Annotated in this window: 21 protein-coding genes; 13 read left to right on the top strand and 8 right to left on the bottom strand. The window is 65.5% G+C overall.

Annotated elements, in window-relative coordinates; genetic code table 11:
- Positions 1 to 11: 11 nt before the first annotated feature.
- The 5 genes from QW868_RS27305 to QW868_RS27325 all read right to left on the bottom strand — a co-directional run bounded on the left by QW868_RS27305 (position 12) and on the right by QW868_RS27325 (position 4,297).
- Positions 12 to 1,217 (bottom strand): VWA domain-containing protein, encoded by a 1,206-nt coding sequence (locus tag QW868_RS27305; protein WP_316231973.1) that lies wholly within the window; start codon positions 1,215 to 1,217, stop codon positions 12 to 14.
- A gap of 170 nt (positions 1,218 to 1,387) precedes the next feature.
- Positions 1,388 to 2,296 carry a MoxR family ATPase gene (locus QW868_RS27310; protein WP_316231974.1) on the bottom strand — a complete coding sequence of 303 codons (909 nt, stop codon included), beginning with the start codon at positions 2,294 to 2,296 and terminating at the stop codon, positions 1,388 to 1,390.
- Between the two features lie 31 nt (positions 2,297 to 2,327).
- On the bottom strand, positions 2,328 to 3,185 hold the full coding sequence (locus tag QW868_RS27315) for a xanthine dehydrogenase family protein subunit M (protein WP_315811574.1): 858 nt from the start codon (positions 3,183 to 3,185) through the stop codon (positions 2,328 to 2,330).
- Positions 3,186 to 3,233: 48 nt separating this feature from the next.
- The gene (locus QW868_RS27320; protein WP_315737418.1) at positions 3,234 to 3,719 is read right to left on the bottom strand and encodes a (2Fe-2S)-binding protein; all 486 of its coding nucleotides are present in this window, start codon (positions 3,717 to 3,719) and stop codon (positions 3,234 to 3,236) included.
- A gap of 131 nt (positions 3,720 to 3,850) precedes the next feature.
- On the bottom strand, positions 3,851 to 4,297 hold the full coding sequence (locus tag QW868_RS27325; protein ID WP_315737417.1) for a carbon monoxide dehydrogenase subunit G: 447 nt from the start codon (positions 4,295 to 4,297) through the stop codon (positions 3,851 to 3,853).
- A gap of 231 nt (positions 4,298 to 4,528) precedes the next feature.
- Between QW868_RS27325 and pcaD the strand changes: the two genes are divergently transcribed.
- Positions 4,529 to 5,311 carry a 3-oxoadipate enol-lactonase gene (gene pcaD / locus QW868_RS27330; RefSeq protein WP_315776747.1) on the top strand — a complete coding sequence of 261 codons (783 nt, stop codon included), beginning with the start codon at positions 4,529 to 4,531 and terminating at the stop codon, positions 5,309 to 5,311.
- Positions 5,312 to 5,333: 22 nt separating this feature from the next.
- Here the strand turns inward: pcaD and QW868_RS27335 are convergent, their stop codons facing one another.
- Positions 5,334 to 5,879 (bottom strand): hypothetical protein, encoded by a 546-nt coding sequence (locus QW868_RS27335; protein ID WP_315737415.1) that lies wholly within the window; start codon positions 5,877 to 5,879, stop codon positions 5,334 to 5,336.
- Positions 5,880 to 6,399: 520 nt separating this feature from the next.
- Between QW868_RS27335 and QW868_RS27340 the strand changes: the two genes are divergently transcribed.
- The 8 genes from QW868_RS27340 to QW868_RS27375 all read left to right on the top strand — a co-directional run bounded on the left by QW868_RS27340 (position 6,400) and on the right by QW868_RS27375 (position 16,395).
- Positions 6,400 to 7,605 (top strand): HlyD family secretion protein, encoded by a 1,206-nt coding sequence (locus QW868_RS27340; RefSeq protein WP_315737414.1) that lies wholly within the window; start codon positions 6,400 to 6,402, stop codon positions 7,603 to 7,605.
- Complete coding sequence (locus QW868_RS27345) at positions 7,605 to 9,575, top strand: glycosyltransferase (protein ID WP_316231975.1); 1,971 nt, start codon at positions 7,605 to 7,607, stop codon at positions 9,573 to 9,575. The genes QW868_RS27340 and QW868_RS27345 overlap by 1 nt, the downstream gene beginning before the upstream one ends.
- Positions 9,576 to 9,789: 214 nt before the next feature.
- Positions 9,790 to 10,698: a hypothetical protein gene (locus QW868_RS27350; RefSeq protein WP_316231976.1), complete on the top strand. Its 909-nt coding sequence runs from the start codon at positions 9,790 to 9,792 to the stop codon at positions 10,696 to 10,698.
- Positions 10,699 to 11,300: 602 nt separating this feature from the next.
- The gene (locus QW868_RS27355; protein ID WP_315737411.1) at positions 11,301 to 12,218 is read left to right on the top strand and encodes an ABC transporter permease subunit; all 918 of its coding nucleotides are present in this window, start codon (positions 11,301 to 11,303) and stop codon (positions 12,216 to 12,218) included.
- 13 nt (positions 12,219 to 12,231) lie between these two features.
- Positions 12,232 to 13,560, top strand: coding sequence for a high-affinity branched-chain amino acid ABC transporter permease LivM (gene livM, locus QW868_RS27360; protein WP_316231977.1), 1,329 nt, complete (start codon positions 12,232 to 12,234; stop codon positions 13,558 to 13,560).
- Entirely contained in the window at positions 13,557 to 14,390 is an 834-nt protein-coding gene (locus tag QW868_RS27365; RefSeq protein WP_315759230.1) for an ABC transporter ATP-binding protein, read from the top strand. The genes livM and QW868_RS27365 overlap by 4 nt, the downstream gene beginning before the upstream one ends.
- Positions 14,387 to 15,118, top strand: coding sequence for an ABC transporter ATP-binding protein (locus tag QW868_RS27370; RefSeq protein WP_315737408.1), 732 nt, complete (start codon positions 14,387 to 14,389; stop codon positions 15,116 to 15,118). The genes QW868_RS27365 and QW868_RS27370 overlap by 4 nt, the downstream gene beginning before the upstream one ends.
- A gap of 158 nt (positions 15,119 to 15,276) precedes the next feature.
- Positions 15,277 to 16,395, top strand: a complete 1,119-nt coding sequence (locus QW868_RS27375) for a branched-chain amino acid ABC transporter substrate-binding protein (RefSeq protein WP_315737407.1) — start codon at positions 15,277 to 15,279, stop codon at positions 16,393 to 16,395.
- Positions 16,396 to 16,533: 138 nt separating this feature from the next.
- Here the strand turns inward: QW868_RS27375 and QW868_RS27380 are convergent, their stop codons facing one another.
- On the bottom strand, positions 16,534 to 16,935 hold the full coding sequence (locus QW868_RS27380; protein WP_315750016.1) for a response regulator: 402 nt from the start codon (positions 16,933 to 16,935) through the stop codon (positions 16,534 to 16,536).
- A gap of 235 nt (positions 16,936 to 17,170) precedes the next feature.
- On the opposite strand from QW868_RS27380, the gene QW868_RS27385 reads away from it, so the two are divergent.
- Positions 17,171 to 19,945 carry a PAS domain S-box protein gene (locus QW868_RS27385; RefSeq protein ID WP_316231978.1) on the top strand — a complete coding sequence of 925 codons (2,775 nt, stop codon included), beginning with the start codon at positions 17,171 to 17,173 and terminating at the stop codon, positions 19,943 to 19,945.
- A gap of 81 nt (positions 19,946 to 20,026) precedes the next feature.
- On the top strand, positions 20,027 to 21,025 hold the full coding sequence (locus tag QW868_RS27390) for a P1 family peptidase (protein WP_316231979.1): 999 nt from the start codon (positions 20,027 to 20,029) through the stop codon (positions 21,023 to 21,025).
- 2 nt (positions 21,026 to 21,027) lie between these two features.
- On the opposite strand, the gene QW868_RS27395 is transcribed toward QW868_RS27390, so the two are convergent.
- On the bottom strand, positions 21,028 to 21,795 hold the full coding sequence (locus QW868_RS27395) for an EF-hand domain-containing protein (RefSeq protein ID WP_316231980.1): 768 nt from the start codon (positions 21,793 to 21,795) through the stop codon (positions 21,028 to 21,030).
- A gap of 226 nt (positions 21,796 to 22,021) precedes the next feature.
- Here QW868_RS27395 and rpe point away from each other — a divergent pair, with 226 nt between their 5' ends.
- Positions 22,022 to 22,723: a ribulose-phosphate 3-epimerase gene (gene rpe, locus QW868_RS27400; protein ID WP_315737402.1), complete on the top strand. Its 702-nt coding sequence runs from the start codon at positions 22,022 to 22,024 to the stop codon at positions 22,721 to 22,723.
- A gap of 15 nt (positions 22,724 to 22,738) precedes the next feature.
- The gene (locus QW868_RS27405) at positions 22,739 to 23,224 is read left to right on the top strand and encodes an ureidoglycolate lyase (RefSeq protein WP_316231981.1); all 486 of its coding nucleotides are present in this window, start codon (positions 22,739 to 22,741) and stop codon (positions 23,222 to 23,224) included.
- The last annotated feature ends 29 nt before the right edge of the window (positions 23,225 to 23,253 follow it).

Here is a 23,253-nt window from a genome sequence, read left to right on the forward strand (position 1 = left end):
CTATCTCCTTCTCAGGCGGCGGGCCGGATCGCGCTGCGCTGATGCGGCGGCAGCGGCGACGACAGCGCCGAGATCAGCGTCCCGATCGAGGTCAAGTTATGTACCGGGCGGAATTCGTCAACGTGGGGCAGCATGGTTTTGATGCCCTGCGCCTTCGCCTCGAAGCCGGAATAGCGCAGCAGCGGATTGAGCCAGATCAGCCGCCGGCAGGAGCGGTGCAACCGGTCCATCTCGAAGGCGAGCTTGCTGTCGGCCTCGCGCTCCAGCCCGTCGGAGATCAAGAGCACGATCGCGCCCTGCCCGAGCACGCGGCGCGCCCACTGCTTGTTGAAGGTCTGCAGCGAGGTCGCGATCCGCGTGCCGCCGGCCCAGTCCTCGACATTGGCCGAGCAGCTCGCCAGCGCCTCGTCGGGATCGCGCTGGCGCAGCGCCCGTGTCACGTTGGTCAGCCTCGTGCCGAACAGGAACACCGAGACGCGCTTGCGCGCATCGGTGATGGCATGGAGGAAATGCAGGAACAGGCGGGTGTACTCGCTCATCGAGCCGGAGATGTCGAGCAGCGCCACGATCGGCGCCGGCTTCTCGATCCGCCCCAGGCGATGGAAGTTGATGATCTCGCCTTCGGTGCGCAGCGCCTGACGCAGCGTCTTGCGCATGTCGATTCGACGGCCGCGCGGGTCCGCGGTGTGGCGGCGCGTTTTCAGCTCGGCCTGCGGCAGCCGCATCTTGGCGATGGCGCGTGCGACCTCGGCGATCTCCGCCGCGCTCATCTGCGCAAAGTCCTTCTTCTGCAGCACCTCGCGGTCGGACACCGCGAGCCGCAGGTCCTGCTCCTGGTCCTTCGGCTCCTCGTGCATCTGCGGCTGCGACATCGCCTCCTGCACCCGGCGCGAGGCCGGCGGCGGCTTCTTCTTGGCGTGGTCCGGCAACGGCACCGAATCGAGCATCGACTTCCACTCCTCGGCGGGGCGGAAGAACAGGTCGAAGGCCTGGGAAAAGATCAGGGCATGCTCGTGGCGCTTGACGAAGATCGATTCGAGCGTGGTGAAGACGTCCGCGCGCTTGCCGATGTCGATCACTTCGAGCGCGGTCATGGCATCGATGACAGCACCCGGACCGACCGGAAGGCCGGCGGCGCGTAGCGCCCGCGCGAAGCCCGCGATGTTGTCGGCGATGCCGCCGGTCGGCGGCGCGAGGTGATTGATGGGCGTGGGCATCGGTCTATCCCCTCGTCATTCCGGGACGTGCCTCAAACTAAGTTCATCATTCCGGGGCAACCCAAAGGGCCGAGCCCGGAATCCATACTCACGGTCGTGGTTATGGATTCCGGCCTGCGTGCTGCGCACGCATCCCGGAATCACGACCTACGTTGTGACGCGACCGCGGCTCAAGTCTCGCTGGTCGCGTCCTTGATCGCCTTCTGCAACGCATCACCCTGCATACGGGCGATGTCGTCCTGATACTTCAACAGCGCGCCCAGCGTGTCGCCGACGACCTCGGCATTCAGCGAACGCGCATCGAGCTCGGTCAACGCCGTGGCCCAGTCCAAGGTCTCGGCGACCCCTGGCGACTTGTAGAAGTCCTGGTCGCGCAGCGCCTGCACGAAGCGCACGATCTGCTGCGACAGCCGCTGCGAGATGCCGGGCAGCCGGGTCTTGACGATGGCGAGCTCGCGCTCAGCGGAGGGATAATCGACCCAGTGATACAGGCAGCGCCGCTTCAGCGCGTCATGGATCTCGCGAGTCCTGTTCGAGGTGATGATGACGATCGGCGGATGCGGCGCCTTGACGGTGCCGAACTCCGGGATCGTGACCTGGAAGTCGGAGAGTATCTCCAGCAGATAGGCTTCGAACGCCTCGTCCGCGCGGTCGAGCTCGTCAATGAGAAGAACCGGCGCGCCTGCGACATCCGGCTCCAGCGCCTGCAGCAGCGGGCGCTTGATCAGATAGCGGTCGGCGAAGATGTCCGACGTCAACTGATCGCGGTCGACCTCGCCGCCCGCTTCCGCCATCCGGATCGCGATCATCTGCGCCGCTGAATTCCATTCGTAGACGGCGGAGGCGACGTCGAGACCCTCGTAGCACTGCAGCCGGATCAGCTTGCGGCCGAGCGCGGCCGACAAGACCTTGGCGATCTCGGTCTTGCCGACGCCGGCCTCGCCCTCGAGGAACAGCGGCCGGCCCATCCGCAGCGACAGATAGGTCACCGTCGCCAGCGATCGCTCGGCCAGATAGCCGCGCGAGGACAACAATTCGAGCATCGCGTCGACCGATGCTGGCAGGGCCGGAGCACTCATGGGCGAGACCGCTTCCTTCCTCACGCGTCCGTCACGAAGCCGGAGCCTCCGGTTCGGCGGCTCCCTCCGATGCGGTTGAGGCCTTGGCGCCGGCATTGGCCGCATCCACCGCGCGGCGCGCCAGCACACCGATCAGATGGGCGCGATATTCGGCGCTGCCGTGAATGTCGCTGTTGAGGCCTTCGGCCGAGACCGAAATTCCCTCCAGCGCCTTCGGCGAGAAACGCTTCTGCAGCGCTTCCTCGAAAGCAGTGACGCGAAACACGCCATTGCCGCCGGCGCCGGTCACGGCGACGCGCACGTCCGAGGGACGACGGGCGACGAACACGCCGACCAGCGCATAGCGCGAGGCCTGGTTGCGGAACTTCACGTAAGCGGCCTTCTTCGCCAGCGGAAAGCTCACCTTGGTGATGATCTCGTCCGGCTCCAGCGCGGTCGTGAACAGCCCGAGGAAGAACTCCTCGGCCTTCAGCTTGCGCTTGTTGGTGACGATGGTGGCGCCGAGCGCGAGGCATGCTGCCGGATAGTCCGCAGTCGGATCGTTGTTGGCAATCGAGCCGCCGATGGTGCCGCGATGGCGCACCGCGGGGTCGCCGATCAGGCTCGCCAGATGTGCGAGCGCCGGAATGGCTTCGCCGACCGTTGCGGAGTTGGCGACGTCGGCATGACGCGCCATCGCGCCGATCACCAGGTTGCGGCCTTTCACCTCGATCGTATCGAGCCCCTCGACATGGGAGAGATCCACCAGATGCGGCGGGCTCGCGAGCCGCTGCTTCATGACCGGCACCAGCGTGTGGCCGCCGGCGACCAGCTTGGCGTCTTCGTTCTTGGTGAGGAGATTGGCGGCCTGGCGCACGGTCGCCGGCCGATGATATTTGAATTCGTACATGGGGAAATGTCCTGTGCGCAGCGGGCCGACTGGGGCGAGGTCAGACGTTTAGGCGAGGTCCGATTTGGCCATCGCCTTGGCGCCGGCGGCGATCGATTGCACGATGTTCTGATAGCCGGTGCAGCGGCAAAGATTGCCTTCCAGCTCCTCGCGAATGGTCTCTTCGCTGAGCTCATGTCCCTTGCGATGGACGAGATCGACCGCGGTCATGATCATGCCGGGCGTGCAGAAGCCGCATTGCAGGCCATGGTGTTCGCGAAACGCTTCCTGCATCGGATGCAGCGGCGCGCCGTCGGCGGCGAGCCCCTCGATCGTCCTGACCTCATGACCATCGGCCATCACGGCCAATGTCGTGCAGGACTTGACCGCCTTGCCATCGAGATGGACGATGCAGGCGCCGCATTGCGACGTGTCGCAGCCGACATGGGTGCCGGTGAGGCGCAGATTCTCGCGCAGGAACTGCACCAGCAGCGTCCGCGGGTCGACGTTCGCCGTGACGGGATTACCGTTCACAATCATGGAAATCTTGGCCATTCAGGACTCTCTATTATCCGCGCGACAGCGTTGCACTGCAGCGCAGCCCAGCAAAATCAGTCGAAAACCATCATATGGGCGCTCCCGGCGGCGGGCAACCTCGCCCCCGGCCGCGCATGGGTCGGTTGCGGTCAGCCTTGAACGGCCTTGGCGAAGTTGGCGAAGAATTCGTCGGCGAGTTTCTTTGCGGTGCCGTTGATCAGCCGCTGGCCGAGCTGCGCCAGCTTGCCGCCGATCTGTGCCTCGACATTGTAGGTCAACAGCGTGCCGCCGTCCTTGTCCGCCAGCGCAACGATCGCACCGCCCTTGGCGAATCCTGCGACGCCGCCCTCACCTTCGCCGGAGATCTTGTAGCCGTTCGGCGGATCGAGATCACTCAAGGTGACCTTGCCCTTGAAGCGCGCGGAGACCGGTCCGACCTTCATCTTGGCGACGGCACGGAAGCCACCGTCCTCGGTCTTTTCCAGTTCCTCGCAGCCGGGAATGCAGGCCTTGAGCACCTCCGGATCGTTCAGCTTGGCCCAGACCTGCTCTCGCGGAGCGGCCAGCTGGACCTCGCCCGTCATCGTCATTGCCATGTGCATCTCCCCCGATTGGCGCGGTTAGAGGCATTCAAGTAAAGCACCGAACGTCCAAAAGGAAGGGCGAGCAGCGACCGGAAGCGTTGCAGAAAAGCCGGAGCACCGCAGCATTCCGGATCTCGCCGCCGTTGAGTTTTGATTGGCAGACGGCGGTGGGGGTGGTTAGTTCGCCATCGAATCTGCACGATTCCTCCGGCGGCGCGGCCGCCTGCGACAAGGATTCCGCTCATGCCGATGATCGATGCCGACGGCTGTCTGTTGAATGTCACCGTCGAGGGCCGCGACGGCGGACCGACCCTGATGCTCTCGAACTCGCTCGGCTCGACGCTGCAGATGTGGGAGCCGCAGATGCGCGCCTTCACGCAGGTGTTCCGCGTGATCCGCTATGACCGGCGCGGTCATGGCAAGTCGCAAGTGCCGCCCGGGCCCTACTCGATCGAGCGATTCGGCCGCGATGCGCTGGCGATTCTCGATGACCTCAACATCGAGAAGGTGCACTGGTGCGGCGTGTCGATGGGCGGCATGGTCGGGCAGTGGCTCGCGGCCCACGCTCCTGAACGTGTAGGCAAGCTCGTGCTCGCCAACACCACCTGCTACTACCCCGATCCGGCAATCTGGGACGCCCGCATCAAGGCGGTCGAGGACAGCGGACTCGCTGGAATCGCCGACACGGTCATCGCCGGCTGGCTGACTCAGGAGTTTCGTGATCACAATCCCGACGTTGCCGACCGGATGAAGGCAATGCTCGTGGCCACCCCGGTCGAGGGCTATCTCGCTTGCTGCAAAGCACTGCGGGCGCTGGACCTGCGCGAGGACCTGCCGGCCATCAAAAGCCCAACCCTCGTCGTGGCCGGCCGCTACGACAAGTCGACGCCGATCGCGATGGCGGAAGCGATCCGCAGCCGGATCCCCGGCGCCAGCATGACCATCGTCGATGCCGCGCACATCTCGAATGTCGAAGCGGCGGGCCAGTTCAACGATGCCGTGCTGGGCTTTCTGACCCAGCGCTGACGCACCGCGATGGATCAGGGCGTTACGCCTGCTGCGGCGCCGGCGTCGCCGTGGGCCCCATCTTCGGCGGAGCGGATGCGGAGGACGGCGAGGCTTGCGTCGACGGCTTCTCCACCAGCATGACGATGGCCGTGCCGAGCAGCATCAGGAGTTCCGTGGCATGCAAACGCAGTGCCTGGGGCTCCCCGAATTTGGCGGCCATGATCATGCTGAAGAAGGCGAGCATGCTGCCGAAAGCGAGCCCGATCGACAGCGCCTCGACATAGCCGGCCACCTTTCGCACCCGCGGAACCAGGATCAGGACCAGAAACATCGCGAAGAAGCCTGCGACCGTCAGTCGCGCCAGCGCAAGCAGCCAGGCGGCGCGGACGGTCTCGATGCCCGACAACTGCAGGTAGTCGCTGATGAACAAGGCCACCGCAATATTGGGCCGCGCGAACAGCCCCTGGATCGGCGACACCATGATCTGAAACGCGATGATGGTCCAGGCGGGCACGAAGTAGAGCGCCAGCAGCACACCGTTGACGCAACTGAGCCGCCAATTCCTGATCACGCAATCCTTGATCATGTCACGCCCACCTTTCCATCCCACAAACCGCCCGTCCGGCCGACTTCCAGACGAGCTAACGCGCGGCAAACGCGCCCGGCAATTTAAACCATTCGTTTACCTTAACAGGGTGGCGACGGGCGCGAGAGCCATCAACGGTCACCGTCCAAGAGACCCTGCCGGTGACCTCGCCGATCAGGCCTCGACTTCCCGCGTGACAACGGCCTTCCCGGCCATCAACGCCTCCACGAACATCTGCATCGCATCCGACATTGCGCGCCCGCTTCGTCTTCAGCACCGCGATGCGGCTGCTCCGCTGAATGATCGCCGTAACCGACGCCTGCATCGGGGTCACGATCGATGCGCCGGCAGTCCGATCGCGTCGATGGCCGCTGCACCGCAATTATGTGCGCCGCGCCATCATTGCTTTTGACTAGCGTCAAAGTAGCTAGACAATGTGATACTATCTTAAGACGAGCGCTGCTGCGTTTCGCACAGCTCGATCGTGATGCGGCAAGCAGCCGCCGAGCGGGAGTACTGCATGAGACTGGCTCGGATCTTCATCGGCATCCTCCTGCTGGCCGGCGGCCTCTACATCCTGGTCGGCGAGCATTTCGCCGGAACTTCAGGCGACGCGACCGTCAATGCCCGGCTTTACGTCGTGCGCGCGCCGATCGAAGGCCGCGTGACGCTGGGGGTGAGCCATATCGGCGTCAGGGTCAACGCCGGGGAACTCATGGCCGAGATCGTCGACGACCGGTTCGACACCACGCGCCTGCTCAATCTCGAGCGTGACCGTGACGAGCAGAAGATCGCGCTCAAGCGGGTTCCGGCGCAGCGTTCGGCGCTCGAGCAAGCGCGGGCCGCCTTCGCGGCCCAGTCGGCCAACTACAAGACCGGCCGCGTCCGCCAGATCGCGGCACGCATCGCCGAGGCCAAGGCGGCGGAGGATGCCGCGGCCGCCCGGCTGAAGCTCGCTGATCTCACCTTCACGCGGGCCAACGAGCTGAAGGAACGCGGGGTCCAGACGGTCGCCGGCCTCGACCAGGCCAGCGCCTCGCTCGATATCGCCAAGCAGGATTTGGAAAGCGCGAAACAGCGCACCAACTATGTCGAGACCGAGCTCGGCTCCGCGCAATCGGGGGTCTTCATCGGCGACTCCTACAACGACGTGCCGTTCTCGATGCAGCGCATTCACGAGCTCGACCTGCGCCTCGCCGAACTTGCCGTGGACGAGCAGCAGATCCAATCCCGCCTGGTCCAATACGAGCAGCAGATCAACGCCGAACGCGTCCGGATCAACCGACTGACCTCGGCGACGCTGAGGGCCCGCGTCCCGGGCATGGCCTGGGATTTCCTCGTCGACGACGGCGAATATGCCCGTCGCGGTCAGGATCTCGCCAAGCTGGTGGACTGCAACAGTCTCGTGGTGACCGCGAGCGTTCCCGAGAGTCTCTACGCCAGCCTGTCGATCGGCGCCCCGGTGCAGTTCCGTCTGTTCGGAGACGACCGGATATTCGATGGGACGGTGACACGTCTCGGCGGCTCGGGCGCCTCGCAACTCTACGCCAATCTCGCCGTCGGCCCGACGCCGCAGCACTTGCAGCGCTTCGACGTCACCGTTGCGGTGCCAGATCTCGCCAAGCAGCCGGATCTGTCCTGCGCCATCGGGCGCACCGGCCGGGTGATCTTCACCAGCGGACCGATCGCGGCATTGCGCGGCTTCGTCGCCCGGTACGGCTACTGATGCCGACGCTGTCACCATTCCTGTCCGCGTTCGCAGTCGTTGCGATCATCGTAGGGCTGCGCGTCCTGGTGTTGCCCCTCCTGGACCCGAAGATATGGTACTGGCGGACCCTGCTCCTCAGCGGCTCGATCCTGCTGGCCTGGCGCTATGTCGCCTGGCGCTTCACCGAGACCCTTGCTCCGCCTGGCCTCACGCCGGATGGGATCCTCAGCTGGGGCTTCGCCATTCTCGAAGCGCTCACCGTTGTTTCGTCGTCCTTCGCCTTCCTGATCCTGACCAGGACCAAGGAGCGGACGACGGAGGCTGATCGCCATGCCGGCTGGTGGCTTCCGAGGCCGCCGCCTCGGGTCGACATCTTCATCACCACCTACAACGAGCAGCTCGAGGTCCTGGAGCGAACCATTGTCGGCGCCAAGGCGATCACCTATGCGGCATTGCGCGTCTTCGTCCTCGACGACGGCAGCCGGGCCTGGCTCCGGGATTACTGCACCGAGCACGGCATCGGCTATGTCGCCCGTACCGACAAGTCGCACGCCAAGGCCGGCAACATCAACAATGCCTTGCGGCTGCGCGCGGCGGATGCGGACCGGCCGGATTTCGTCGCCGTTCTCGACGCCGACTTCGTGCCTCATCTTGACTTCGTCGAGCGGACGCTCGCGTTGTTCCACGATCCGGCTGTCGGCCTCGTACAGACACCCCAGCACTTCTTCAACCCGGACCCGATCCAGCACAATCTCGGCATCGGCGCGTCCTATCCCGACGAGCAGCGCCACTTCTTCGACAACGTCGAGCCGGCGCGCGACGCCTGGGGCATCGCAATGTGCTGCGGCACCTCCTCGATATTCCGCGTCTACGCCGTAGAGATGATCGGCGGCGTGCCGACCGAGAGCGTCACCGAGGATTTCCTGCTCACGCTGCGCCTGTCCGCGCACGGCTACCAGACCGTCTACCTGAACGAGGCGTTGTCGGAGGGATTGGCGCCGGAAGGCCTTGCGGAATACGTCACGCAGCGCGGCCGCTGGTGCCTCGGCATGATGCAGATCGTGCGCAACGTCTACAATCCATTCGGCTCCCATGGTCTGGGTTTCTTCCACCGGCTCAGCGTGCTCGACTCGCTGCTTTACTGGACGTCGACCTATCCGTTCCGCCTCGCCGCGCTGATCTGTCCACTGCTTTACTGGTGGGGCGGGGTGACCGTGGTGAACGCCTCGATCGCCGACATCATCCGGTATTACGGCCCCTATTATCTCTCGATCATGTACACGCTGAACTGGCTGTCCAAGGGACTGTTCATTCCGATCGTCAACGATGTCTCGCAGATCGTCGCCGCCTGGCCCGTGCTCCGCGCCGCCGCTCTCGGCCTGCTCTCCCCCGGTCCGCACAAATTCTCGGTGACCGCCAAGGGCGGCGATCGCGCCAAGATCATCGTGCAATGGCCGCTGATGCGGCCCTTCCTGATCCTGATGGCGCTGACCATCGGTGGCATGATTGTGTCGCTGACGTCCGATTTCGTCTTCAATACCACGGGGACCGCGGGAGACGGCGTCATCGTCGTGATGTTCTGGACGATCTACAACATTCTGGTCCTGTCGGTGGCGATCGCCGTGTGCATCGACCGTCCACGCTACAACCGGCCGCAACGCCAGATCGTCGAGCCGATAACCCTGACGGTCGACGGCGAGCCGCAACGCGGCTGGATCGTCAATCTCGGCCCCGGCGGCGCACGCGTCAGCGGTCCGGTCGGCCTTGCGACCGGCGCCATCGGCACGCTCACCTTGCCCCTGATCGGCGATATCCCGACCAAGGTCGCGGCTCCGACGAACGACGGCTACCGGCTCATATTTGCGGTGACGCCGCAGCAGCGCGCCCAGATCATCGAGCGGCTGCACACCGCGAGCGGAGTGCCCGGCGCCGACAGCGGCGATCTCGGCCGCATGCTGAAAGAACTCGCGCGAGCCGTGGCCGATTGAGGAGAAGACGATGACGAGGCGACGGTGGAGCTTACAGACAGCGGTGTTCCTCGGCGGCACGACACTGATCGTCGTGACGGCGCTGGCCGTTGCCATCCTCTATTCGGCGTCGCTGCAGCGGCGCGGCGAGGAGCTCGCGATCGAGCAGCTGAGGACGCGCGGTGAGCTCAGCGCAAACCTGCTGGCGCGACAGATGTACGGCACGTGGATCGACGTGTCGCGGCTCGCCGCGATCATCGACCCCGCCGACGTCGCCGAGGCGCGCCGACAGATCCAGTTCGTGAGCCAGTTCCAGCCGCGCTATGCCTGGCTCGGCATCGCCGACCCCGGCGGCAAGGTCATCGCGAGCAAGGACCGGATGCTGGAAGGACAAAGCGTCGCCGACCTGCGCTGGTTCCGGCATGGACTCGGGGTGCCGACGGCGGTCGATGATCGCGAACCAGAGACCCTGGGCCGGATGTTGCAGGCCGCTTCGGGACCGGACCGCTTGATCGCCATGTCGGCTCCGCTGATGCACGACGGCGCCCCCGCCGGTGTCATCGGGGCCCAAATCGATTGGAAATGGGTGATCGAATCCGTCGCGGCGCTGGCGTCGCGCGACATCGATCTGGTGTTGCTGTCGCGCGAGAGCATCGTGCTGTTCGGCCCGCCGGATCTCGTCGGCAAGCAACTGACGATCGGCTCGGCGCAGGCCGCAAGCCGCGGGGCCCCGGTCGCGCTCATCGAGCGATGGCCCGACGGCAAGGACTATTTCACCGTCACGTTCCCCACCGTGAAGTATGCCGATCTGCCGGGCTTCGGCTGGTCCCTTCTGATCCGGCAGGACGCCGTTGCCGCGATGCTGCCGACCCGCCAGCTTGTGCGCTCGTTTTGGTTCAACGTTGCCGGTGGCGTGTTCTCGATCCTGGTGCTGCTCAATTTCGCCGCGAAATGGGTGGCGACGCCGATGCGCCGTCTTGCCCAGGCCGCCGAGACCATGGTGAAAGATCCGTTTTCCGGCATGGTGGCTCGGGAAACCCGGTACGATGAGGCGACGCGGCTGCGCGACGCCTTGGTCAGGCTCCAGTCGAAGCTGATGGCAAAAGTGCCTGGTCCGACGGAAGACAGCGGTAGCGGCATATGAGCGGCGCCAGCGACACGATCAGCTCGATGCGCTCGACGCCGAAGGTCGCGGCCCTCGTCGCTCGCGCCTCCTTCGCCATCATTGGCCTCAGCGGCTAGCCCGAGCGGCGGCGAGGGAATCCGAGCTGAAAGCGAATCCTCCAGAGTCCACGCTAACGAGCGGTCCCGCAGACGCGGGTCCGGGTATTGCTGGCCGGGACGCGGGCTGCCCCTCCGTGTCCCTCATCTTGCCGGATCGGTCTCCCGGCCGGACTCTGGTGCCCCTGGTTCTTGTCCGCCAGCCTGCTCATGGGGTTCTCGCTTCGCTACCACGCGCAACCAGTGCGAGAGCACCTCCTTCGGCGGTAGGTGCTGTGTTCCGCGGTGGTCATTTGATGGCGATCGCCGGACCCGAGAAAGGCACGGGAACCGCGCCGTCAAAGGAGGCGGGATAAGCCCGCAATTGTGGCACTGCACGCTGTTGCGGCACCCGGTTCCTAGCTGTTAGTACTGGCCCACGCGTCGCCTTGGGCGCGGGTGCGATCTCCAGGCATACCAGCACCTGCTCTGCAAGGCCCCCGCCGCGTTGCGAACCGGTATCGGCAGTCTCACTCACGGCAGTTCATGGATTATTTCGCGCAACAGCTCATCAATGGCCTCGTCCTTGGCTCGATCTACGGCCTGATCGCCATCGGCTACACCATGGTCTATGGCATCGTCGGCATGATCAATTTCGCCCATGGCGATATCTTCATGATCGGCGGCTTCATCGCGCTGATCTCGTTCCTAGTCCTGGTGTCGCTGGGCCTGACTGCGGTTCCGGTCATTCTGCTGATCGTGCTGCTGGTCTCGATGGCCATCACGGCGCTCTATGGCTGGACCGTCGAACGCATCGCCTATCGCCCGCTGCGGCACTCGTTCCGCCTGGCGCCGATGCTGTCCGCCATCGGCATGTCGTTCGTGCTCACCAACTATTCGCAGGTGTCGCAGGGCGCGCGCGTCAAGCCGGTGCCGCCGATCATCACCGGCGGCTATACCCTGCACGAGGGTGCGGGCGGCTTCGTCGTCCAGCTCTCCAACATTCAGATCGTGGTGGTCATCACCACCATCGTTCTGCTCGCGCTGTTCACCTGGCTGGTATCCCGCACGCGGCTCGGGCGCGACATGCGCGCCTGCGAGCAGGACCAGACCATGGCGGCACTGCTCGGCGTCGACGTCGACCGCACCATCTCGATGACCTTCGTGATCGGCGCGGCGCTCGCTGCCGTCGCCGGCATGATGTACCTGCTGTATTACGGCCTGGTCGATTTCTTCATGGGCTTCGTCGCCGGCATCAAGGCGTTCACGGCGGCGGTACTCGGCGGCATCGGCTCGCTGCCGGGCGCGATGCTCGGCGGCCTCGCGATCGGACTGATCGAGACGTTCTGGTCGGCCTATTTCTCGGTGGAGTACAAGGACGTCGCGGCATTCTCGATCCTCATCGTGGTGCTGATTTTCCTGCCGACCGGCCTGCTCGGCCGGCCCGAAGTCGAAAAAGTCTGAAGATGGAGTCCGCGTGAGCGCGTCCCTTCCCGCCTCGTCGAAAGGCTCCGAACCGGTCGGAGCCGCCTTCATCCTCAAGAAGGCCTTTCTCAGTGCGCTGGTCGCTCTCGGTCTGTTCTCCCTGATGGTCGGCGTCCGCACCGAAGCGGGCCAGAGCGGCCAGCTCGTATACTGGACCCGCTTCGGCGACCTCACCAGCCTGGTTGCGGCGGTGTTCGTCGGCTCGATCGCGGTCGAGCTGCTGCGGCTGTGGCTCGGACCGCGCGGCGGCCTCGGCAGCTTCGTGCCGCCGTCCGTGCAGAGCGGCATGTCGGTAGCCGGCCGCTATCTCGCGCCGGCGCTGCTGATCTTCACTTTCCTGGTGCCGGTGATCTTCTACAATCAGCGCTATATTCTCGACCTCGGCATCCTGGTCCTCACCTACGTCATGCTGGGCTGGGGCCTCAACGTCGTGGTCGGTCTCGCCGGCCTGCTCGACCTCGGCTACGTCGCGTTCTACGCGGTCGGCGCCTATTCCTACGGCCTGCTCTCGACCACCTTCGGCCTGTCGTTCTGGATCTGCCTGCCGCTCGCCGGTATTCTCGCCGCATTCTGGGGCGTGCTGCTTGGCTTTCCGGTGCTGCGGCTGCGCGGTGACTACCTCGCCATCGTCACCCTGGCCTTTGGCGAGATCATCCGCCTCGTCCTCATCAACTGGCAGGACGTGACCGGCGGTCCCAACGGCGTCTCTGGGATTCCGCGACCGACGTTGTTCGGCATTCCGCTCACACCGGGCGAAGGCGGCCTTGCATCGATGCTCGGCATCCCGTTCTCGCCGACGCATCGCATCGTGTTTCTGTTCTATCTGATCCTGGCGCTGGCACTCTTGACCAACTGGGTCACCATCCGGCTGCGCCGGCTGCCGATCGGCCGGGCCTGGGAAGCGCTGCGCGAGGACGAGGTCGCCTGCCGCGCGCTCGGCATCAACATCACCACCACCAAGCTGACCGCATTTGCGACCGGCGCGATGTTCGGCGGTTTCGCCGGCGCCTTCTTCGCCACGCGCCAGGGCTTCATCAGCCCGGAATCCTTCACCTTCCAGGAATCGGCGCTGGTGCTCGCCATCGTCGTGCTCGGCGGCATGGGGTCGCAGCTCGGCGTGGCGCTGGCGGCGCTCGCCATGATCGGCGGCTTCGAGCTGTTCAGAAGCCTCGAGGGCTACCGCATGCTGGTGTTCGGTCTCGCCATGGTGCTCGTGATGATCTGGCGGCCGCGCGGCATTGTCGGCCATCGCGCGCCAACCGTATTCCTGGAAAAATCCAAGAGCATCTCTTCGGACCTCGTCAAGGAAGGCCACGGATGAGCTCCGCTCCCATTCTCGCACTTGAAAACCTCACCATGCGCTTCGGCGGCATCGTCGCCGTCAATGCGCTGTCGTTCACCGCGCAACGTACGCAGATCACGGCCCTGATCGGCCCCAACGGCGCCGGCAAGACCACCGTGTTCAACTGCATCACCGGCTTCTACAAGCCGACCTCCGGCGTCATCCGCCTGACCCATGATGACGGCGCGCAGTTCGAGATGCAGAAGCTGAAGGACTTCAACATCTCCAAGCAGGCCAAGGTGGCGCGGACGTTCCAGAACATCCGGCTGTTTCCGGGCATGACGGCGCTCGAGAACCTGATGGTCGCGCAGCACAACGCGCTGATGCGCGCGTCCGGCATGACGGTGCTCGGGCTGCTCGGCGTGCCCTCGTGGCGCGCGGCCGAGCAGAACGCGATCGATGCGGCCGTGTTCTGGCTGAAGCGCGTCGGGCTGATCGACCGCGCCGACGACGCGGCCGGCAATCTCGCCTATGGCGACCAGCGTCGGCTGGAGATCGCGCGCGCGATGTGCACCTCGCCGGCCCTGCTCTGCCTCGACGAACCGGCCGCCGGCCTCAACGCGCGCGAGAGTGCGGCCCTCAGCGAGCTGCTGCTGTCGATCCGAGCCGATCACGCCACGTCGATCCTGCTGATCGAGCACGACATGAGCGTCGTGATGGAAATCTCCGATCGGATCGTCGTGATGGACTACGGCGTCAAGATCGCGGAAGGCACGCCGCGCGAGATCAGGGATGATCCCAAGGTCATCGCGGCCTATCTCGGCACCGACGAGGAAGAGGCCGCAGCCGTGATGGAGGCCGAGGCGTGAGCGCGTCCCTCCTCGCAATCCGCAGCCTGCGTGCCTCCTACGGCAAGATCGAAGCGCTCAAGGGCGTCGATCTCGACATCAAGCCCGGCGAGATCGTCGCGCTGATCGGCGCCAACGGCGCCGGCAAGTCGACCCTGATGATGTCGATCTTCGGGCGGCCGCGCGCGAGCTCCGGCAACATCGTCTACGACGGCAACGACATCACACAGGTGCCGACGCATCAGATCGCGCAGCTGCGCATCGCGCAGTCGCCGGAGGGACGCCGCATCTTTCCGCGCATGAGCGTCGCGGAAAACCTGCAGATGGGCGCCGACGCCGGCGAGACGACCGACGCGGAACGGGCCAGCATGCTGGAGCGCGTCTTCGCGCTGTTCCCGCGCCTGAAGGAGCGCATCGACCAGCGCGGCGGCACGCTGTCCGGCGGCGAGCAGCAGATGCTGGCGATCGGGCGCGCGCTGATGAGCCGGCCGCGGCTGCTGCTGCTGGACGAACCCTCGCTCGGCCTGGCGCCGCTGATCGCACGCCAGATTTTCGACGCCATTCGGACACTCAACCGCCAAGACGGTCTGACCGTGCTGATCGTCGAGCAGAACGCCAATCACGCGCTGAAGCTCGCCCATCGCGGCTACGTGCTGGTCAACGGCCTGATTACGCTGTCGGGCACCGGCACCGAGCTGCTGCAGCGGCCGGAGATCCGCGCTGCCTATCTGGAGGGCGGCCGCCACTGAGGCGGAGCCCTCAAAATCCGGCCGAAATGACATTAGTCCTTCGTAGGTGTCGTCGAAAATTGCCGGTGACTTCGCCGTAAAATCAGCCACAATGCGCGCGGTCTGCGGCCCGCCGTTCGGGCCGTTCCGTGTCGACCTACCCCCCGCGAGGATTTCTCATGAAACCACTCAAACTCATCGGCTTGGCTCTCGGCGCATCGCTGGCGCTCTCGACCGCTGCTTTCGCCGAAGACATCAACATCGCCGTGGCCGGCCCCATGACCGGCAGTGAATCGGCCTTCGGCCGCCAAATGCAGAACGGCGCCGAGATGGCGGTAGCCGACCTCAATGCTGCCGGCGGCGTGCTCGGCAAAAAGCTCGCACTGCAGGTGGGTGACGATGCCTGCGATCCGAAGCAGGCGCGTTCGGTTGCCGAAAAGCTCGCCGGCTCCGGCATTCCCTTCGTCGCCGGCCATTTCTGCTCGTCGTCGTCGATCCCGGCCTCCGAGGCCTATGCCGACAGCAACGTCCTGCAGATCACGCCCGCGTCGACCAACCCGCTGTTCACCGAGCGCAAGCTGTGGAACGTGGCGCGCGTCTGCGGCCGCGACGACCAGCAGGGTCTCGTCGCCGCCAACTACATCGCGAAGAACTTCAAGGGCAAGAACATCGCGATCCTCAACGACAAGACCACCTACGGCAAGGGTCTCGCCGACGAGACCAAGAAGGCGCTCAACAAGGCCGGCGTCACCGAGAAGATGTTCGAGTCCTACAACAAGGGCGACAAGGACTTCAACGCGATCGTCTCCCGCCTGAAGCGTGACAACATCGATCTCGTCTATGTCGGCGGCTATCATCAGGAGGCCGGCCTCATCCTGCGCCAGATGCGCGACCAGGGTCTCAAGACCATCCTGATGGCGGGCGACGCGATGAACGACAAGGAGTTCGCCTCGATCACCGGCCCGGCCGCGGAAGGCACGCTGTTCACCTTCGGCCCCGAGCCGCGCAACAAGCCGACCGCGAAGGCGATCGTGGACAAGTTCAAGGCCAAGAACATCGATCCCGAGGGCTACACGCTCTACACCTACGCCGCGATCCAGGTCTGGTCGCAGGCGGTGAAGAAGGCCAACACCACTGACGCCAAGAAGGTGATGGACACCATCAAGGCCGGCGAGTGGGACACCGTTCTCGGCAAGCTCGGCTTCGACGCCAAGGGCGACATCAAGCAGATCGACTACGTCGTCTACAAGTGGGACGCCAAGGGCGGCTACGCCGAGCTCGGCGGCAAGGGCTCCTGATAGAACTCCTGATCCGCTTCGATCATCATCAGCAAAATGCAAACGCCCCGGTCCTGGACCGGGGCGTTCTGCTGAGAGCTTGGTTCGTCGTTGAAGCGCCTGCAGGACAGTCGTACGGAGAGTAAGTAACAGGCCGGCTCAGCCGGCACAGGCCGAAAGCGATGGGGCTCCCTTCGCCGCCACTGCCGCACGGGCCGTTTCGACGGCACGCATCAGTTCGGCCGGGCGGAACGGTTTCTGCAGGTAAACGACACGGGTCAGCTCGTCCGACATCGACGCGCCATCAAAGGCGGTCATGCCGGAGACTGCGACCACCGGCACGTCGGGAACCAGCGCGCGCATACTGCTGACCAGATCGAGCCCGTTGGAATCATCGAGATAGATGTCGACGATGACGGCATCGAACGCCTGGTCGCGGAACAACTGCAGTCCGGACGCAGCGGTTCCCGCTTCGACCACGTCGAACTGATTGACGCGCAGCACCATACAGATCATGGCGCGCACATCCTTCTGATCGTCGACCACCAGAATCCGTGGCATCAACTTCTCCAGAATTTTCCGTTGGACAACCTACAACCTATAAGGAAATCGAACACAACTACCGGTATATTTATCCCATTGGGGTAAAGGTGCAGTTACTTTAACTATCGACTCATTCTACAGAACGTCGCGATCTGGTACCATACAACCTTAATTAGAATATTGAAACTTTTCGCGCGCCAGTCACCGACTCCCTTTTTTGCATGTTGGCTCCCGTTGCGCAGGATTCCCGGAGATGCAGAGCATCGAGGATCACCGCGAAGTCCTGCTGTCGACGTCCACCGCGACGCGCCGAGACCAGATCGCAGCACTCGCTGCGGTTGCGATCTCGACCTTGCTGTTTGCCGCCGCCGCTCCCTTTGCCAAGGTGGAGTTGCCGGCGGTGCCTGCGTTCGTCGCGAGCTACCAGTCGGCGCTGGCGCTGAACGATCTCATCACCGCGTTCCTGCTGTTCTCGCAGTTCGTGCTGCTGCGTTCGCGACCGCTGCTGTGGTTGGCCTCGGGTTACCTGTTCACCGCGTCGGCCTCGCTACTGCACACGCTGGTGTTCCCAGGCCTGTATTCTCAGACCGGCCTGCTCGATGCAGGTCCGCAGACCGCAGTCTGGATCTACATGATCTGGCACGGCGCGTTCCCCCTGTTCGTTCTGGCCTATGCGCTGGACGACCGTCGCCGTCCGACGCCCGTTGGGTCGGTTGCGCTGTCGCTATCGGTCACCGTGCTCGGCGTGGCGATTGCACTTGCGGCGCTCACCTGGGCGGTGATCGCCCATGATACGGCGCTGCCCGCGCTCGTCCGCGATGACGCTGCCACGCCGGCTTTGAAAGTCGTGGTCGGCGCCATCTGGTGCGTGACATCGGCTGCCCTGCTCGTCCTGGCGCTGCGCAGGCCGCACAGCATTCTCGACCTCTGGGTCATGGTGGTGCTGTGCGCCTGGCTGTTCGACCTCTCGCTCTCCTCGTTGCTCAACGCCGCCCGGTTCGACCTCGGCTACTACGCGGGCCGCATCTATGGCTTGCTGTCCGCGAGCTTCGTACTCGGCGTCCTGCTCGCCGACAATGTCAGCCTGCAGGCGAGGCTCACGTGGCTGTTGCAGCAGCAGCGCCGGCAGAGCGAAAGCGAGCGGACACGCTTCATCGCGCGGGAGCGGCTGTTCAGCGCCGTCGTGGAATCCTCCAACGACGCCATCATCACGCTGACCCTGCAAGGCAAGATCACGTCCTGGAATCGCGCCGCCGAACACCTGTTCGGATACGGCGCAGACGAGGCGCTTGGCAACGACATCGGCCTGATCGTGCCCGCCGAACGGCGCAGCGAGGTCGATCGCATCCTGAGCCGGATCGGCGGCGGCGAGAAGATCGAGCATCACGAGACGATCCGCCGCCACAAGGACGGCCGCGAGATCGAAGTATCGCTCGGCGTGTCGCCGATCCTCGACGCGCATGGTGTGGTCATCGGCGCCTCGAAGGTGGCGCGCGACATCACCGAGAGCAAGCGCACCCGAACCGCCCTGACCCGTGAGACCGAGGAGCGCCGCCGCATCTTCGAGACCTCGCAGGACCTGATCCTGGTTGCCAACTCCTACGGACAATTGATGCAGGTCAGCCCGAGCGCGGTGGACGTGCTCGGCTACCGGCCGGAGGAGATGGTCGGCCGCAATGCCAGCGACTTCGTCTATCCGCCCGAGCTCGAGGCTGTCCGTAGCCAGATGCGCGCCTGCCGCCGCGGCCGCGACGTCCACAATTTCGAGGCGCAGCTCTTGCACAAGGAAGGCCGCGGCGTCGTTCTGAACTGGATGGCGAGCTGGTCGGACCCGGTGCAGCGCCACTTCTTCGTCGGCCGCGACCTCACCGAGAAGCGCGCCGCCGAGGCGCAATTCCGCCAGGCGCAGAAGATGGAGGCGGTCGGGCAGCTCACCGGCGGCGTCGCCCACGACTTCAACAACATCCTCACCGTCATCACCGGCAGCATCGGCATTCTTGCCGACGCCGTGTCCGACCGGCCGGAGCTCGCCTCCGTCGCCAAGCTGATCGACGACTCCGCCGACCGCGGCGCGCAGCTCACGCGGCAGTTGCTAGCCTTCGCCCGCAAGCAGCCGCTGCAGCCGACCGATCTCGACATCAACGCGCTGTTGAACGAGACCGCAGCCTTGCTGCGGCCGACGCTTGGCGCGCAGATCGAGATCGAGCGCATCCTCGGCGCCGATCCCTGCATCGCGCTCGCCGATCCGAACCAGCTCGCCACCGCGGTCATCAATCTCGCGCTCAATGCGCGTGATGCGATGCCGCAAGGCGGCAAGCTCACGCTGGAGACCGCGAACGTCACGCTCGACCAAGACTATGCCGACGCCCATAGCGAGGTGATCGTCGGTGACTACGTGATGATCGCCGTCAGCGACACCGGCTGTGGCATTCCGCCGGCCTATCTCGAGAAGGTGTTCGATCCGTTCTTCTCGACCAAGGGCACCGGCAAGGGCACGGGGCTCGGCCTCAGCATGGTATTCGGCTTCGTCAAGCAGTCGGGCGGCCACATCCAGATCTACAGCGAGGTCGGCCACGGCACCTCGATCAAGCTGTATCTGCCGCGCTCGGCGTCCGCTCCGGCGACCAGCGCGGGCTTGCAGGCGCCGGACGCGCGCGGCGGCAATGAGACGATCCTGGTCGTGGAGGATGATCTGCTGGTACGCCAGCACGTGATCGCCCAGGTCGGCAGCCTCGGCTACACCACGCTGGCTGCAGCCAATGCCGTCGAGGCGCTCGACGTGCTGGAGCGCCATCCAGAGATCGACCTGCTGTTCACCGACGTCATCATGCCCGGCGCCATGAACGGCCGCCAGCTCGCCGACGCCGCACGGGTGCGGCGGCCGGCGCTGCGGACGTTGTTCACCTCGGGCTACACCGAGAACGCGATCGTGCACCACGGCCGACTCGACGCCGGCGTGCTGCTGCTGCCCAAGCCTTACCGCAAGCCGGAACTGGCCCGCATGATCCGCATTGCGCTGGAGGCGTGAGGCCGTAGCCCGGGTGTTGCATTGAGCCCTCGCGCCAGCCGCGCTATCCATCCAGCATCATCACCTGCCGCGAGGGCGACCGTGCAAAACCTCCTCACCGACATCGCGGGCGTACGCGTGGGCCATGCCCAGGACGCAGCGCTCGCGTCCGGCGTGACCGCGATCCTGTTCGATCAGCCGGCGGTGGCCGCGATCGACATCCGGGGCGGCGGACCCGGCGTGCGCGAGGATGCGCTGCTCGATCCTGCGAATACGGTGGAGCGGGTCGACGGCATCGCCCTGTCCGGGGGCTCGGCGTTCGGGCTGGAGACCGCGAGCGGCATCCAGGCTTGGCTGGCGGAACAGGGCCGCGGCTTTGCCGTGCGCGACGCGCTGATCCCGATCGTCCCCGGCGCGATCGTGTTCGACCTCTTGAACGGTGGCAACAAGGCCTGGGGCCGCTACGCGCCCTATCGCGAGCTCGGCTATGCGGCCGCAGCGGCCGCCGATACCAGCTTCGCGCTCGGCAGCGTCGGTGCCGGGCTCGGGGCCACCACGGCCAACCTGCAGGGCGGGCTCGGCTCGGCGGCGGCGACGACGACAGGTGGAATCAAGGTCGCTGCCATCGCGGTGGTCAATGCCGTCGGCAGCGTCACGGTCGGCGACGGCCCGTGGTTCTGGGCGGCGCCGTACGAGGTCGACGGCGAGTTCGGCGGCCGCGGTCTGCCGGCCGCGTTCACGCCGGATATGCTGGCGATGCGCATCAAGGGCGGCCCGGCGGCGTCAGCCTCCGAGAACACGACCATCAGCCTCGTCGTGACCGACGCCGTCTTGACCAAGGCGCAGGCCAAGCGGCTCGCGATGATGGCGCAGACCGGCATGGCGCGCGCGATCTATCCGGTGCATCTGCCGCTCGACGGCGACATCGTGTTCGCGGCGGCGACTTGCGCCAAGCCGATCGAGCCGCTGGTCGAGCTGAGCGAGCTCGGCATGGTCGCGGCCAATGTGCTGGCCCGCGCGATCGCACGCGGTGTTTATCACGCGCGACCGCTGCCGTTCGCCGGCGCGCTGCCGTCCTGGCAAGGCCGCTTCGGCGGCTGAGCCTAGGCGCTCACCGCGGTCGTGGAGGACGTCGAGGCCGACAGCATCTTCGACTGCCGCTGGATCAGCTTCTCGATCAGATTGTAGGACGACGTGGCGGCGTTCGACGCGGTGGTAGCCGCCGGCGTCGTCAGCGTCACCTTGGAGCCGTCGGCATAGGTGATGGTGGTCGTCGTCGAGCCGTCGCTGTTGGTCGACGAGGAGCTCGACGCGCCCGACATTGCCTGCATCAGCGCGTCCGCCCCTGCCCCTGACGAATTGCCGGAGCTGCCAGCCTCCCCGGCTCCAGCACGATGATGATGACCACGGCGGCCGCGCGCGCCCTGCAGCGCCGATGTCAGTTCGTCCATGCTGACATTGCCGTCGCTGTTGCTGTCGAGCTTGCCGAACACCTTGTCGGCATTGGCGAGGTTGGTGCCGCCGGCGCCGAGCGCGGTCTCGAATTCGGACTTTGTGATCTTGCCGTCACCGTCGCCGTCGATCTGCGAGAACAGGTCCTGCAGCGGGCTGGTCGAGGCGTTCGCACCCGATGTGCCGGACTGGCTCTGCGCTGCGAGCAGCGCGTTCATCGTCTCCGGCGCGATCTGCCCCGAACTGCTGCTGCCGGAGCTCGACCACGGGGTGAAATTGCCGGAGCTGCTCGAGCTGCCGCCGTTCAGACTGAACACGCCGCCGCCGGCATTGCCCGATTTGCCGGAACCGGACTTCGTCGACCCAAGCGACTGCAGGGCTTCCAGGGCCGATGAGGCGGCCCCCAATGCAAACCACATGGCGAAACTCCGAGGTGGCCGCAATGCGCGGCGAAACAACGTCGGATCTCTCCGTCGCAATCCCCGTGCCAGCGCCAAACCGCTGATATGTCCGGATATTTCGCGATGTTGCGGATGCCCAAACCCGGCAGTTCATGCCGCGCTCGGCAGATTTTTCCCGCTCGCGTTGCCGCAACCGCGCCCGCATGATACGGCGACAATCCCGATCGCACTGGAACAGCCGCCCATGACACAGTCCTTCACGCCGCGCCCGCTCGTCATTGCGCCGTCGATCCTGGCGTCGGATTTCTCCAAGCTAGGCGAGGAGGTGCGCGCCGTCGATGCCGCCGGCGCCGACTGGATCCATCTCGACGTGATGGACGGCCACTTCGTGCCGAACATTTCCTACGGCCCCGACGTGATCAAGGCGCTGCGCCCGCATACGACCAAGATCTTCGACGCGCATCTGATGATCACGCCGTGCGATCCCTATCTCGAAGCCTTCGCCAAGGCTGGCTGCGACCACATCACGGTGCATGCGGAGGCCGGTCCGCACTTGCATCGCTCGCTGCAGGCGATCCGCGCGCTCGGCAAGAAGGCCGGCGTCTCGCTCAACCCCTCGACCCCGCTCAGCGTGATCGAATACGTGCTCGACCTCGTCGACCTCGTGCTGATCATGTCGGTCAATCCCGGCTTCGGCGGCCAAGCCTTCATTCCCTCGGCGATCGGCAAGATCCAGGATCTGCGCGCGATGACCGCGGGCCGGCCGATCGATATCGAGGTCGATGGCGGCGTCGGCCGCGACAATGCCGGCGCGCTGGCCGCGGCCGGCGCCAACGCCTTCGTCGCCGGCTCCGCCGTATTCAAGGGCGGCACGACGGAGGCCTACCGCAGCAACATCTCCGCGATCCGCAGCGCCGCCGCGTCGGCGCGCGGCGAAGCGATCTGAGGCACGCGGGGCGGGATGCACACGCTCACGCCGCAGCCGCTGACCAAGGCGGCCTTTGCTGATTTCGGCGACGTCGTCGAGACCGACGGCGCCCAACCCATCGAGATCAACCAGGGCTTCGCCCGCCGCTGCAACGGCCTCGCCGCGATCGACGTGACGTCGGGCGGCGCAGACGTGAACATCAGCCTGTTCGAGGCCAAGCCGCGGCCGCAGCCGATCGAGATCAAGCTGATGGAGCGGCATCCGCTCGGCAGCCAGCTGTTCATGCCGCTGCAGGACCGGCCCTGGCTGGTGCTGGTCTGCGACGACCCGCGTGATCCCGCGAGCTACCATGCCTTCACGGCCAGCGGACGCCAGGGCGTCAATTACGCCCGCAACGTCTGGCACCATCCGCTGCTGGTGTTCGATGAGGCCTCGCGCTTCATGGTGGTCGACCGCATCAGCCCCGACAATCTCGAGGAGCTGTGGCTCGAGCAGCCGCTGTTTCTAAGCATCCCCTGAATGGTGGCGCGCGCAGGCTGATCCGTGCG

Source organism: Bradyrhizobium sp. SZCCHNR1051, from assembly GCF_032489615.1.
Classification (GTDB): Bacteria; Pseudomonadota; Alphaproteobacteria; order Rhizobiales; family Xanthobacteraceae; genus Bradyrhizobium.

Excerpts from the sequence above, each read along its gene's own strand:
- QW868_RS27405 (WP_316231981.1), top strand. The coding sequence starts at position 22,739 with ATGCACACGCTCACGCCGCAGCCGCTGACCAAGGCGGCCTTTGCTGAT.
- QW868_RS27310 (WP_316231974.1), bottom strand. The coding sequence starts at position 2,296 with ATGAGTGCTCCGGCCCTGCCAGCATCGGTCGACGCGATGCTCGAATTG.
- QW868_RS27385 (WP_316231978.1), top strand. The coding sequence starts at position 17,171 with ATGCAGAGCATCGAGGATCACCGCGAAGTCCTGCTGTCGACGTCCACC.
- QW868_RS27320 (WP_315737418.1), bottom strand. The coding sequence starts at position 3,719 with ATGGCCAAGATTTCCATGATTGTGAACGGTAATCCCGTCACGGCGAAC.
- pcaD (WP_315776747.1), top strand. The coding sequence starts at position 4,529 with ATGCCGATGATCGATGCCGACGGCTGTCTGTTGAATGTCACCGTCGAG.
- QW868_RS27355 (WP_315737411.1), top strand. The coding sequence starts at position 11,301 with ATGGATTATTTCGCGCAACAGCTCATCAATGGCCTCGTCCTTGGCTCG.
- QW868_RS27340 (WP_315737414.1), top strand. The coding sequence starts at position 6,400 with ATGAGACTGGCTCGGATCTTCATCGGCATCCTCCTGCTGGCCGGCGGC.
- QW868_RS27315 (WP_315811574.1), bottom strand. The coding sequence starts at position 3,185 with ATGTACGAATTCAAATATCATCGGCCGGCGACCGTGCGCCAGGCCGCC.
- QW868_RS27375 (WP_315737407.1), top strand. The coding sequence starts at position 15,277 with ATGAAACCACTCAAACTCATCGGCTTGGCTCTCGGCGCATCGCTGGCG.
- QW868_RS27335 (WP_315737415.1), bottom strand. The coding sequence starts at position 5,879 with ATGATCAAGGATTGCGTGATCAGGAATTGGCGGCTCAGTTGCGTCAAC.
- QW868_RS27365 (WP_315759230.1), top strand. The coding sequence starts at position 13,557 with ATGAGCTCCGCTCCCATTCTCGCACTTGAAAACCTCACCATGCGCTTC.
- QW868_RS27305 (WP_316231973.1), bottom strand. The coding sequence starts at position 1,217 with ATGCCCACGCCCATCAATCACCTCGCGCCGCCGACCGGCGGCATCGCC.
- rpe (WP_315737402.1), top strand. The coding sequence starts at position 22,022 with ATGACACAGTCCTTCACGCCGCGCCCGCTCGTCATTGCGCCGTCGATC.
- QW868_RS27325 (WP_315737417.1), bottom strand. The coding sequence starts at position 4,297 with ATGGCAATGACGATGACGGGCGAGGTCCAGCTGGCCGCTCCGCGAGAG.
- QW868_RS27380 (WP_315750016.1), bottom strand. The coding sequence starts at position 16,935 with ATGCCACGGATTCTGGTGGTCGACGATCAGAAGGATGTGCGCGCCATG.
- QW868_RS27395 (WP_316231980.1), bottom strand. The coding sequence starts at position 21,795 with ATGTGGTTTGCATTGGGGGCCGCCTCATCGGCCCTGGAAGCCCTGCAG.
- QW868_RS27345 (WP_316231975.1), top strand. The coding sequence starts at position 7,605 with ATGCCGACGCTGTCACCATTCCTGTCCGCGTTCGCAGTCGTTGCGATC.